At 56.3% G+C, this 12,251-nt stretch carries 13 protein-coding genes and 3 pseudogenes; 7 read left to right on the top strand and 9 right to left on the bottom strand.

Annotated elements, in window-relative coordinates:
* Positions 1-2: 2 nt before the first annotated feature.
* The 6 genes and pseudogenes from umuD to ACJ8QF_RS11895 form a co-directional block, all read right to left on the bottom strand.
* The gene (gene umuD, locus ACJ8QF_RS11920; RefSeq protein WP_015378308.1) at positions 3-437 is read right to left on the bottom strand and encodes a translesion error-prone DNA polymerase V autoproteolytic subunit; all 435 of its coding nucleotides are present in this window, start codon (positions 435-437) and stop codon (positions 3-5) included.
* 188 nt (positions 438-625) lie between these two features.
* A pseudogene (locus ACJ8QF_RS11915) lies at positions 626-706 on the bottom strand (SOS response-associated peptidase family protein); the annotation flags it as partial.
* A gap of 329 nt (positions 707-1,035) precedes the next feature.
* Positions 1,036-1,407: a hypothetical protein gene (locus ACJ8QF_RS11910; RefSeq protein WP_157798850.1), complete on the bottom strand. Its 372-nt coding sequence runs from the start codon at positions 1,405-1,407 to the stop codon at positions 1,036-1,038.
* A gap of 75 nt (positions 1,408-1,482) precedes the next feature.
* Positions 1,483-1,863: pseudogene (locus tag ACJ8QF_RS11905) on the bottom strand (resolvase); the annotation flags it as partial.
* A 218-nt stretch (positions 1,864-2,081) separates the two neighbouring features.
* Positions 2,082-2,261: pseudogene (locus tag ACJ8QF_RS11900) on the bottom strand (DNA polymerase V); the annotation flags it as partial.
* Between the two features lie 248 nt (positions 2,262-2,509).
* Positions 2,510-3,469, bottom strand: coding sequence for a LysR substrate-binding domain-containing protein (locus tag ACJ8QF_RS11895; RefSeq protein ID WP_100245524.1), 960 nt, complete (start codon positions 3,467-3,469; stop codon positions 2,510-2,512).
* Positions 3,470-3,557: 88 nt separating this feature from the next.
* Between ACJ8QF_RS11895 and ACJ8QF_RS11890 the strand changes: the two genes are divergently transcribed.
* The 4 genes from ACJ8QF_RS11890 to ACJ8QF_RS11875 all read left to right on the top strand — a co-directional run bounded on the left by ACJ8QF_RS11890 (position 3,558) and on the right by ACJ8QF_RS11875 (position 7,745).
* Entirely contained in the window at positions 3,558-4,523 is a 966-nt protein-coding gene (locus ACJ8QF_RS11890; RefSeq protein ID WP_004935061.1) for an MBL fold metallo-hydrolase, read from the top strand.
* A gap of 406 nt (positions 4,524-4,929) precedes the next feature.
* Positions 4,930-5,772: a formate dehydrogenase accessory sulfurtransferase FdhD gene (gene fdhD / locus ACJ8QF_RS11885; RefSeq protein ID WP_004935065.1), complete on the top strand. Its 843-nt coding sequence runs from the start codon at positions 4,930-4,932 to the stop codon at positions 5,770-5,772.
* Positions 5,773-5,830: 58 nt separating this feature from the next.
* Positions 5,831-6,748, top strand: coding sequence for a bestrophin family protein (locus ACJ8QF_RS11880; protein ID WP_004935069.1), 918 nt, complete (start codon positions 5,831-5,833; stop codon positions 6,746-6,748).
* A 34-nt stretch (positions 6,749-6,782) separates the two neighbouring features.
* Positions 6,783-7,745 carry a Dyp-type peroxidase gene (locus tag ACJ8QF_RS11875; RefSeq protein ID WP_004935072.1) on the top strand — a complete coding sequence of 321 codons (963 nt, stop codon included), beginning with the start codon at positions 6,783-6,785 and terminating at the stop codon, positions 7,743-7,745.
* A gap of 26 nt (positions 7,746-7,771) precedes the next feature.
* Here the strand turns inward: ACJ8QF_RS11875 and arsC are convergent, their stop codons facing one another.
* From arsC to ACJ8QF_RS11860, 3 genes are all read right to left on the bottom strand, one after another.
* Complete coding sequence (gene arsC, locus ACJ8QF_RS11870; RefSeq protein ID WP_004935075.1) at positions 7,772-8,203, bottom strand: glutaredoxin-dependent arsenate reductase; 432 nt, start codon at positions 8,201-8,203, stop codon at positions 7,772-7,774.
* 14 nt (positions 8,204-8,217) lie between these two features.
* Positions 8,218-9,507: an arsenic transporter gene (locus ACJ8QF_RS11865; protein WP_004935077.1), complete on the bottom strand. Its 1,290-nt coding sequence runs from the start codon at positions 9,505-9,507 to the stop codon at positions 8,218-8,220.
* A gap of 69 nt (positions 9,508-9,576) precedes the next feature.
* Complete coding sequence (locus tag ACJ8QF_RS11860; protein WP_004935082.1) at positions 9,577-9,903, bottom strand: metalloregulator ArsR/SmtB family transcription factor; 327 nt, start codon at positions 9,901-9,903, stop codon at positions 9,577-9,579.
* Between the two features lie 151 nt (positions 9,904-10,054).
* On the opposite strand from ACJ8QF_RS11860, the gene ACJ8QF_RS11855 reads away from it, so the two are divergent.
* From ACJ8QF_RS11855 to ACJ8QF_RS11845, 3 genes are all read left to right on the top strand, one after another.
* Positions 10,055-11,164 (top strand): YbdK family carboxylate-amine ligase, encoded by a 1,110-nt coding sequence (locus ACJ8QF_RS11855; RefSeq protein ID WP_004935083.1) that lies wholly within the window; start codon positions 10,055-10,057, stop codon positions 11,162-11,164.
* A 95-nt stretch (positions 11,165-11,259) separates the two neighbouring features.
* Complete coding sequence (locus ACJ8QF_RS11850) at positions 11,260-11,439, top strand: hypothetical protein (protein WP_004935085.1); 180 nt, start codon at positions 11,260-11,262, stop codon at positions 11,437-11,439.
* A gap of 213 nt (positions 11,440-11,652) precedes the next feature.
* Entirely contained in the window at positions 11,653-12,249 is a 597-nt protein-coding gene (locus ACJ8QF_RS11845) for a hypothetical protein (protein WP_033645726.1), read from the top strand.
* The last annotated feature ends 2 nt before the right edge of the window (positions 12,250-12,251 follow it).

The following is a 12,251-nucleotide window of genomic DNA, read 5'->3' as shown; positions in this document are numbered from 1 at the left end:
GGTTACAGCGCCGCGTAGACGATAAAGGTCACCACGCCGAAGATCTCCAGCTGCGCCTCGTCGTTGAACACGATGGGCGCATAGGCGGGGTTCATCGGCAACAGCCGCACGTCGGGGTAGCGCTGCAGTTTTTTGACGGTGAATTCACCGTCCACGGCGGCGATCACAATATTGCCGTGTTCCGGCGTCAGGGCACTGTCGACAATCAGCAGATCGCCGTCCTGAATATTGCCGTCGATCATCGACTCGCCGCTGGCGCGCACGAAGTAGGTGGCGTTGGGATGCCGCACCAGCAGCTTGCCGATATCCAGCCGGCTCTCGACATAGTCCTGCGCCGGGGAAGGAAAGCCGCAGGCCACGCGATCGGCAAACAGCGGTAACGTCAGAGACTCACCTGGTGAAAAAGCATACAACCTTGAATTGCTCAGCATAATCATAACCAAACTGTATATTTATACAGTAAAGCATAAACAAAACGCGAACGCGCGCAACCCCAAATTCCCCTGCGGATCGCGCTTTGCCGCGTAATATAATAATTTTCTGAGTGATTTTTCCTGCAGATTTTGGCGTTCTTCACGTGTGTTTGCACACATGATACCCACCAAAACTGTGGATAATTCGGCACTCAGACCGTTGGCGTATCGATGGGCAGGATGAGTGAGGGATTGTCATTGCGAACGGCGCCGACGGCGGACGATACCGGACGCGCGGCCGTCGGTCTCTGCTGCGTACAGCGCCGCAAAAAACAGCAGCAGGCCTTGCCTCAGCAAGATCCCACGGGAGGAACGGCGGACGGCCTTACAAACAAAATGACGCCAATAAAATTGCGACTGGCAATGGCATCGATGGGACGGCCAGAGACGAAAGTCAGTACGTTATGCCAGGAGCTTGGGATCACCCGACAAACGCTGTACCGCCACATTTCCCCTGATGGTCCACTGCGAGCTGACGGTATAAAGCTACTCAACCGGGGATAATTTTAGCGGACGGAAAAATCTGGGGTTCCGGCGTAGAACCCCGAATAAGGAATAATCCTTAATTCATTTCAGGATTATTAATTCCATCTAAAACCTCTCGGCAATATTCTTTTTTATAGGCTTCATCATTACTTAATGACTTAACCAAAAAATCAGCATTTTTCCAACCATTATCCCAATGCGTATCGAATCCTGACTGTTCATACTTTAATGTTCTAGTTAATGAGTCTTTTATTTGTTTTTTATACTTATCAATCTTCTCATTGGTTGCCCCACAAACATCATGTGCAACACGAGCATTTGAGCCAGAAAAACCTATTGCTGAAATTGCCATCGCTTCATTTGATTTGTCGAAATCATTAGCATATGCCACAGCATTAGATAAAGTGAATATGACAAGAGCAGGTATGGTTTTTTTGTATGAAATCATCTTTCACCTCTCACTCATTGATTGTTCATGGGGTCAGCTTGGATATCGAAAATTATTGTACATTAAGGCTGCTTTTTAATCAGTCTCAACTTCTTTATAGAAGGCCTGAATGCGACAAACTTGGGAAGTACTGTAGCCTGTCGCGTCTGCTGTTTCTCGGATGCTCAGTTTCTTAATCTGTCGGTAGTACAGGACTTTCTGATGTCGTTCCTGATCTGCCTGCTTTCCCCGGTATCTACCCAACGTATGCGCCCGTTCAATTCCCTGCTTTTGCCGTTGGCGGCGACTCAACCAGTCCTTATGTAACATCGCGGCCATCAGGTCGATTAGCATGTTATTGATGGCGGTTATTACTGCACGGGTGAGCGGGTCCGCCTGTGAAGGATCTTTCTCTGACAACGCCTGCCATGAGGTAGGGACATCCAGACTGACAATCCGTAACTCATGCTGCTCAACCAGCAAAATATCAGTTACCGTTTGGGGGCGGCATACTTCCGCATCAGTCTCCAGCAAAGCGCCGATGAGGACAGGCTCCAACCCCAGCGTCTATTCCTTTGCCCGGATACGGCCGTGATTCATCTGGATCTGCACCGGCAGTCCGGCATCATACGCGGCCTGATACCCGCCGGCGACCTGCAGCGCGTCACCTTCCAGCTTTATGATCGTTCCGTCCGCGCGCCACGCACGAAATAAGTGGCATTAGGATGCCGCACCAACAACTTGCCAATGTCCAGCCGGCTCTCGACATAGTTCTGTGCGGGAGAAGGGAAACCGCAGGCCACGCGATCGGCAAACAGCGGTAACGCCAGAGACTCACCTGGTGAAAAAGCATACAACCTTGAATTGCTCAGCATAATCACAACCAAACTGTATATCCATACAGTAAGACATAAACAAAACGCGAACGCACGCAACCCCAAATCCCCCTGCGGATCGCGCTTTGCCGCGTAATATAATAATTTTCTGAGCGATTTTTTTTTTACGCCTGCTAACGGTTTCACTCTGCCTTGCGCACACGTTATCCACTAAAACTGTGGATAACCTGGTGGGGCCGCAAACGATTCACTCAAACAGCCCGCCGCCGCCCCATTGATGCAGCGTGTTAACGATGGGGGGAACAGGCCCCTTCTTCTGACAAGCAAAGATGCTGCGAGACTTCCCTGACTTGCGCCAACAGCCATTGCAATGTCGATTCCTGACTACAACGCTGGTGCCATAACATTTCCACGTTAACGCTAGGGGGATTAGCCAGGGGCAACTTGCTATATTTCAGGCCGTAATCCCGGCTCCAAACGGCGGCTTGACATGTCGGCACGCTCGCCAATACAGGCGTGCTTTGCAGAATTAACGGTAAAGCCGCAAAGTTGGTCGTAGTATAGAGCGCGGTACGCTTTAGCCCATATTCGCCCAATTGATGATTAATAACGCAAGCGTTAATGCCGCGGTAAGGAATTAGCAGATGCTCTTGTGCAACATAATCCGCCAACGATAATACGTCAGGCAGATCTAATTGATCCGGATGCCACAGGGTGCGAAAACTCATATTGATTAGAGACTCACGCTGGAGCCAGCGCGGGCCATGAGGAGCAACCGTCAAAGCTAAATCAATATGGTCGCTTTCCAGCATCTCTTCCGTCTGAGAAGGCGCAATTCTTATCACATTCAAAGCGACTCGCGGCGCTCGTTGCTTTATTAAAGCCAACAGAGAGGGCATTAGCCACATTTCAACCCAATCGGCCATGCCCAAACGGAATATGTGTTTGTCGTGGCTTGGGCTGAAAACAGGCTGCTGGAATAAAGCTTGCTGCATTTCCACCATCAGGGGAGCCAGTGCTTGCACAAGTGCCTCTGCGCGCGGCGTAGGTTCCATTCCTTGCGCGGTTCGGACAAAGAGTTGATCGTTGAACATTTCGCGCAGCCGGGCCAATATCCCGCTCACCGCAGGCTGCCCCAAGTGTAATTTTTCAGCAGCCCGTGAAACACTGCGCTCACGGAATAACACCATTAGCACCTTAATCAGGTTCAAATCGAAGCGGTTAAAATCATTTTCTCTGATAGCCATAATCATTTAATTCAATTTGAATAGTGTTCCATCGTTCCAAGATAATACTATTGAGATCTGAATGCGATTTTTTATTCCAGGAGAATTTATGAAACAGAGTTTAGCGCAGAGAAAAACATGTTGGTTGCTTGCTGCAGCCGGTTTGTTGATTACCTCTGCCGCACCTGCGGAGACGAACAGTCAGGCTCCCGGTTACTATCGAATGCCGCTGGGGAAAATGACGGTGACTGCCGTTTCAGACGGTACCGTTACACTCCCACTAGAGCAGCTGTTGACAAATATTTCCCCAGAAACACTGCAAAAACGCCTGGCTGACGATGGAATATCGTCATTAGCAGAAACCTCAATCAACACCTTTGTTATTGATACTGGTAAACAAAAAATCCTTATTGATGCCGGCGCCGGTTCGCTGATTGGCAAGACAGGAGGTCATCTGTTGGATAACTTGCGGGAAGCAGGTTATCCGCCAGAAAGCATTGATGCAGTACTCATTACCCATATTCACAGCGACCACTCAGGCGGGATCTCATTAAATGGGAAGCCGGCATTCCCAAATGCGCAAGTATACGTTGAGCAAAAAGACGCCGAATTTTGGTTAAACCCTGCCGCCAACCTTAATAAAGTATCGGAAGATAAAAAAGGCATGTTCAATGAATCAGTAAATGCGTTTAACCCTATAAAAACGGCTGGCAAGTTGCGAACATTTAATGCCCCGGCAACGCTGGTGGGAGGCATTCGTGCATTCCCAGCCCCCGGCCATACGCCAGGAAGTGTTATCTATCGCGTGGAAAGCGAAGGCCAGTCATTGATTTTCTGGGGTGATTTGGTTCATGCCAAGGCAGTGCAAATGCCCGATCCTAAAGTTGCCATTCATTTTGATTTTGACCAGCCGCAGGCGATAAAAACGCGCGAGCGTATTTTGGCGCAAATAGCGAAAGAAGGGAGTTGGGTTGGAGCAGCTCATTTTTCATTCCCTGGATTCGGCCATGTAAAAACCGATGGCAATGGCTATCGCTGGATCCCTGCCAATTACACCATTAAGGTAGCGCAGTGACAGCATAACCCCTTCGCTCGGACGCCGGGCGAAGGACGTCAACTTATCAATCGTATATCTGCATGACTTGCTTTCCATTAGCAGGTCATCGTCGTTACGCGCGCCAGGCGACATGCTTTTGCAGGTTCACCTTTGGGGCAATACCAATCGGGTTAAGGATCGATTGAGCGATCCATATTTAAGACGCAATAACCGCGCCACGGCATAGAGCCGTTTTCTTATTCCTCCCACCAATACTCCGCTTGGTTTCAGCGAGATCTACAGATTTCCCCCCCTCTGATCAGCCGCCTGATTAACGTCGCCCCGTTTCGCCCTGTTCAAGCACGCCATCTATGATAAAATCGGCTATCACTCATCAGACTCTATCTGACGCCGGCGCTGTATCCGCCGGCGCCGCGAAACCATCATGAACAAGCATTTGATTCTCGACGAACCCGGCGATGCCGACTCGGCCTGCCTGTCTCGCCATGCGGTCTGGCAGCGCAACGATCTGGCTCAGGCGCAGCAGGATTGGCTGGCGGAAGAAGTGCCGGTTGCCCTGGTGTACAACGGCATTTCCCACGTGGTGATGATGGCGACGCCGAAAGACCTGGCGGCCTTCGCCATCGGTTTTTCGCTGTCCGAAGGCATCATCGCCTCCCCCAACGATATCTACGACATCCGCCAGCAACCGGCCTGCAATGGCATTGAAGTGCATGTGGAACTCTCGAGCCGCCGCTTTATGCAGCTGAAAGAGAAGCGCCGCAGCCTGGCCGGCCGCACCGGCTGCGGCGTCTGCGGGGTCGAGCAACTGCAGGAGGTCGCTCAGCCCATCGCGCCGCTGCCTTTCACGCAGCGTTTCGATTTGGCGCTGCTCGATCGGGCGCTGGCGCAGCTGCAGGAAGTGCAAACGGTGGGGAAACTGACCGGCTGCACCCACGCGGCGGCCTGGATCCAGCCGGACGGCGCGCTCAGCGGCGGATGTGAAGACGTCGGCCGCCATGTGGCGCTCGACAAACTGCTGGGTTATCGCAGCCAACAGGCGTGGTCGCAAGGGGCGGCGCTGGTGTCGAGCCGCGCCAGTTATGAAATGGTGCAAAAATCCGCCATGTGCGGCGTCGAGATCCTGTTCGCCGTTTCCGCCGCCACCCGCCTGGCGGTGGAGGTGGCCGAGCGCAGCAACCTCACGCTGGTGGGCTTCAGCAAGCCGGGGCGCGCCACCGTCTATACGCACCCGCAGCGGCTCTGGCAATCGACAACGGCGGCCTAACGCCGCCGGATAAGAATCGACTATTCTCAATAGCAGGACACCAGGAAGCGCCCACGTTATGATAATCCGCCCGCACCAGAACTGGTTTTTTCGCCTGTTCGCCTGGCACGGTTCCGTGCTGTCAAAGATCACCTTTCGCCTGTCGCTGAACGTGCTAATGTCGATAGTGGCGGTGATCAGCTACCAATGGTACGAACAGCTCGGCGTGCATTTGACTATCGCGCCGTTCAGCCTGCTGGGCATCGCCATCGCGATTTTTCTCGGCTTTCGCAATAATGCCGGCTATAGCCGCTTTGTCGAGGCGCGCAACCTGTGGGGCTCGCTGCTGATTACCGAGCGATCCCTGCTGCGCCAGATCAAAAGCCTGCTGCCGGACGAACCGGCGGTGCAGCAAAAGGTCGCCAAGCTGCTGATCGCCTTCAGCTGGAGCCTGAAGCATCAGCTGCGCGCCACCGATCCCACCGCCGATCTGTACCACAATCTCAGCAGCAAAGAGCTGGCCGAAGTGATCGCCAGCCCGATGCCGACCAACCGCATCCTGCTGATGCTGGGCCAAGAGATCGGCAAGCTGCGCCGACGGGGGCTATTGAGCGACATCACTTTCGAGCTGCTCGACAACAAGCTGAGCGAGCTGTCCCACGCCCTCGGCGGCTGCGAACGGCTCGCCAGCACCCCGGTGCCGTTCGCCTATACCCTGATCCTGCAGCGCACCGTTTACCTGTTCTGCAGCCTGTTGCCTTTTGCCCTGGTGACCGATCTGCATTACATGACACCGTTTGTTTCGGTGTTCATTTCCTATACCTTCTTATCCTGGGACTCACTGGCCGAAGAGCTGGAGGATCCGTTCGGCGTGTCGGCCAACCATCTGCCGTTAAACGCCATTTGCAACACCATTGAGCGCAACCTGCTGGAAATGAATGACCAAAGCCCGCTGCCACCGCCGATGAAACCCGACGAGCACTTTAATTTGATCTGAGCAATTTCACCCGAACACACTGGAGCCGAATGCAATGAATGCAAATACCCCCCTGCCGCAAGCCGTATTCACGCCGGTGACGCGCCATGCCATCTTTATCGTCGCCACCCTGTCGCCCGTTCCCGCCCATCTGGCGGCGGTGCGCGCCTGGTGCGGCGACATCGCCGCCGTAGTGCGTTCGGTCGGCAAACGCGCGCCGGCGGGCAACCTCACCTGCGTCTGCGGCTTCGGCTCCGAGGCCTGGGATACGCTGTTCGGCGCGCCGCGTCCTCGCCAGCTGCATCCGTTCAGCCCGATCGGCAGCGGGGAACGCATCGCCGTTGCCACACCCGGCGATATCCTGCTGCATATCCGCGCCGATGAAATGGATCTGTGTTTTGAACTGGCCTCTCAGCTGATCGGCAAGCTCGGCGACGCCGTGACGGTGATCGAGGAGGTGCACGGCTTCCGTTACTTCGATCAGCGCGCCATGATCGGCTTCGTCGACGGTACGGAGAACCCGGAAGGGCATGAAGCTTTCGATTACACAGTGATCGGCGACGAAGACGCGGCGTTCAGCGGCGGCAGCTATGTGCTGGTGCAGAAATACCTGCACGACATGCAGGGCTGGAATTCGCTCAGCGTGGAAACGCAGGAGAAGATCATCGGCCGCCATAAGCAGTCCAACATCGAGCTGGATGAAGCGGTCAAACCGTCGTCGTCGCACAGTTCGCTGACCACCATCACCGACGAGCAAGGCAACGAGGTGAAAATTCTGCGCGATAACATGCCGTTCGGCCGCCCCGGCCTGCGCGAGTTCGGCACCTACTTTATCGGCTATGCGCGCTCCCCGCAGCCGATCGAGCAGATGCTGGAAAACATGTTTATCGGCCGCCCGGCCGGCAACTACGATCGGCTGCTCGATTTTAGCCACGCGGTGACCGGCACCCTGTTCTTCGTGCCTTCCGCCCCGCTGCTGGAAGCGCTGGCCGATCGCAGCGGCGCCGAACTGCACTGATTGGCCGAAATACAGGGCCGCAGCGATCAGCCTTTGGTTATCCTGCGGCCCTGCGCGTCGATCACCGGCTCGCCGTCCTCTTTGCTGAAGGCACCGCGCTGCGGATCCGGCAGAATCTCCAACACCGCCTCCGACGGACGGCACAGGCGCGTGCCAAGCGGCGTCACCACGATGGGGCGATTGATCAGGATCGGCTGTTGCACCATGAAGTCGATCAGTTGATCGTCGCTCCAGCCGGCTTCATCCAGCCGCAGCTCGGCGTAAGGCTCGACGTTTTTACGCAACAACGCGCGCGGCGTCATGTTCATGTCGGCCAGCAACGCAATCAACCGTTCGCGGCTGGGGGGCGTTTCCAGATACAGAATCACCTCCGGCTCAGCGCCGCTGTTGCGGATCAGCGCCAACGTATTGCGCGACGTGCCGCAGGCGGGGTTGTGATAAATTTTGATGTCGCTCATGTCAGTTGCTCCGGTTATGGCAAAACGGACAGCCGCAGCACCAGCGCGGCCAGGGTGACGAACAGAATTGGCAGCGTCATCACCAGTCCCACGCGGAAATAATAGCCCCAGGTAATGACGATGTTTTTCCTTGCCAACACATGCAGCCACAGCAGCGTGGCCAGGCTGCCGATCGGGGTGATTTTGGGGCCGAGATCGCTGCCGATGACGTTAGCGTAAATCATCGCCTGCCTGATGACGCCTTCCGCGCTGCTGCCGTCGATCGACAGCGCCCCCACCAGCACCGTCGGCATGTTATTCATGACGGAAGAGAGAAACGCGCTCAGGAAGCCGGTGCCGAGCGTCGCCGCCCACAGCCCCTGCCGCGCCAGCGCATCCAGCACGCCGGACAGCAGATCGGTCAAGCCGGCATTGCGCAGCCCATAGACCACCAGATACATACCCAGCGAGAAAATCACGATCTGCCAGGGCGCCCCGCGCAGCACTTTGCCGGTATCGATCGCCCGCCCGCGTTTCGCTACCGCCAGCAGCACCAGCGCGCCGCAGGCGGCGACCAAACTCACCGGCACGCCGAGCGGTTCCAGGGCGAAAAAGCCGATCAGCAACAGCGCCAATACCGCCCAACCGGCTCGAAACGTCGCGCGATCGCGGATCGCTTCCCGCGGTACCGGTAAACGCGTCAACGCGTAGCCCGGCGGAATATCCTTGCGGAAGAACAAATGCAACATCACCAGCGTCGCCGCCACGGCGACGAGGTTGACCGGCACCATCACCGCCGCATACTCCGTAAAGCCCAAGTGGAAGAAATCCGCCGAAACGATATTCACCAGGTTGGACACCACCAGCGGCAGGCTGGCGGTATCGGCGATAAAGCCCGCCGCCATGACGAAAGCCAGCACCGCCGCAGGACGAAAACCGAGCGCCGACAGCATGGCGATCACGATCGGCGTGAGGATTAACGCGGCGCCGTCATTGGCGAACAGCGCCGCCACCGCCGCGCCCAACAGGAGCATATAGGTAAACAGCCAGCGGCCCTTGCCGTTGCCCCAGCGCGCGACGTGCAAGGCGGCCCAGGCAAAAAAGCCGCTTTCATCCAGCAACAGGCTGATGATGATGACGGCGATAAAGGTCGCAGTCGCATTCCAGACTATCTGCCATACCACGGGGATGTCGCCGACGTGCACCACGCCGCTCAATAATGCCAATCCCGCCCCGATCGACGCACTCCAGCCAATACCCAGCCCCTTCGGTTGCCAGATGACCAAGATCAACGTCAGAATAAAGATCGCCCCTGCCACTATCATCGCTGTCCTTCCGCCCCTTTAAGTTTACACATTCGATTTTTCATATGTGTTTGCGCAAATTTTTTACCGTTACGGGCAACCTTTCGCCACGCGTTGCGCTAACTCCGTCATCTGTTCTGGCCGGCACTGATAAGCCTGCTCAATAATCGCCGCCGCCCAGGCCGGCATATGCGGCGACAGGCGATAATGTATCCATTTACCCTCGCGCCGATCGAGCAGCAGCCCGCTTTCACGCAGCATCGCCAGATGCCTTGAAATCTTGGGTTGCGGCAGCGCCAGTGCGCCCGACAGCTCGCACACGCACAGTTCACCGGCGTGGCGCAACAGCAGCACCAAGGTCAGACGCGTCTCGTCAGACAGGTTTTTAAACAGCTTCAGCGGCGTCAATGACGGCATGTCACACTCCCGTTAACCTTTCTCTTCACCACAACTTGCTCGTGAAGATACCAGCTTCACATGCGAAAAAACAAATATAAAATGCAAAACGTTGCCCTCCTCACCGAGACATATACTTATCTTTATGCCGTTCTTGCAGGAAGGAGGTACCATGCCGCTCACATTCAAACGTTCGGAAAGGCTCTCCATCGGCACCGAAATAGAGTTACAGCTGGTCGATGCCGAGCACTATGATCTTACGGATCGAGCCGATCGGGTGGTCAGCGCGGTCGGCGACCGCCGGCGCGTCAAGCATGAGCTCACCAAATCGATGGTGGAGCTGAACAGCTCGGTGCACCGCGATCTCGATGAGCTGCACACCGAGCTGCGCGCCCTGACCCATACCGTCCGGCGCAGCGCGCAGCGCCTGGGCTGTGACGTCTGCGGCGGTGGCCGCCACCTGAGCAACGACTGGCGCAAGCAGGTCATCAGCGACAACGCGCGCTACAGGCAGCTGGCCAGCCGTTTTGGCTATCTCTCCAAGCTGGCCTGCGTGTTCGGCCAACACATTCACCTCGGCGTCAACGACGGGGACGAAGCGATGTACCTGTGCCATGCGCTGACGCCCTACTTTCCGCAGTTGATCGCGCTCAGCGCCTCGTCGCCGCTGTATCAGGGGGTCGACACGTGCTTTGCCAGTTCCCGCTTCAGCGCCCAGAACTCCTTCCCCAACTACGGATGCCTGGAACACATCTACAGCTGGCATGAATTCAACGCCTACTACGAACGGTTGAATGCCGCAGGCGTGATTGAAAGCGTCAAGGATATTTACTGGGATGCGCGCCCAAAACCAGAGCTGGGCACGGTAGAGATCCGCATCTGCGATACGCCGCTGCGCCTCACCCACGCCGTGCTGCTGGTCGGTTACTGCCGCCTGCTGGCCGATTTTCTGTTGCAGCACCGCTCACCGATCGCGCCGGAATACGATGCCTTCACCAATTACAACAAGATCAACGCCTATCGCAGCGGCTTTGCCGCCGAATACGTCGATCCCGCGACGCTGCGCCGCAGCAGCCTGACCGCCCACATCCTGCACACTCTCGAAGCGCTGAGCGGTTTTGCCGAGCGACGGGAGGATCGTGCCCTGCTGCAGGCCGTCGAGCGCCATGTCCGCCAGGGCATCAGCGATTCGGAGCATATCCGCCAGATGTTGCACAACGGCCTGCCGCAAGCTCAGGTGATCAAGCGCCTGTGCGATGAGCTGTTGCAACCGGCAAGTTAAGTTTCGGCTATCGATTCCATACGCCAAAGCCGCTGTTCATTATGTGCTCTTTCGCTACAATCGTGAGCACTGACATTCACCGTATCGAGGACACCATGTACAACTTCTCCCGCTATCAGGCAAAAGAACTGGCGCTGGCTTACATGAGCGGCAAAAAACACGATCTGTCGCCGCAGGAATTTTTGCAGCAGCTGAAAAGCAGCGAGCGATCGTTTGAGCATCTGCTGAAACACGGCAGCGAAATGCCGCGTGACGTGCTGGTTAAAAGCTTCTGAACAGCCGGTTGCCGGCCATTTTCCCTCTACGCCGCCGGTGGCGAGCCTGGCAGGCCCGCGCATTCCCGGCCGTTCATCCCACGTTCCTCATCCTGCCTCGTTTCGCCTTCACAGGCGAAAACCCCATAAATTCGCACCTAGAGGCGAATTATTGACATATTCGTATCCAGGTGCGAATTTATAGTCATCCCTCCGCAAATAATGGAACACGCCATGCCGACGCCAATCAGCGTAATCAGCGGCGATCTGGTCGATTCCCGCCGATCAGACACCGTCAACTACCTCAATGGGCTGCATAACCTGCTCGATCGGCTGCGGCGTGACGGGCGGCTGCATCAGGTGGAAATCTTTCGCGGCGATGCCTTCCAGGCGCAGGCCGCCCCGGAGGACGGGCTGTTTCTGGCGGTGTACATACGCCTCGCGCTGCGGGCGATGGGCGCCGCGCACTGGGATGCGCGCATCGCCGTCGGGCTGGGTAGCCAACGGCCCGACGCCGCCGGTTACGGCAGCGCCTTTATCAACTCCGGCAGCGCGCTGGACGCCATGGCAAAAAATTGCCGGCTGGCTCTGAAAACCGACAACGATCGGACAAACGCCATTGTCAGCGATCTGCTGCCGATGTTAGATCATGTGATTGGCCGCCTGTCACAGGCCGAAGCGCGCATCGTTCAGGCGAGAATGTTCGCCGACAGCGGCGCCGCCGTGGCGGACCAGCTGCAAAAAGCCGCCTCCACGGTCTCCGCCGCGCTGAAACGCGCGGCCTACGAGGAAATCATGCGGTTTATTCACGCCATTAACAGGATCGTCTGACC

Origin of the sequence: Serratia sp. CY81684 (genome assembly GCF_052166595.1) — a bacterium.
Lineage (GTDB): Bacteria > Pseudomonadota > Gammaproteobacteria > Enterobacterales > Enterobacteriaceae > Serratia > Serratia nematodiphila.
The sequence above is the reverse complement of the archived record's forward strand: the minus strand, read 5'-3'. Positions and strand labels throughout refer to the sequence as shown.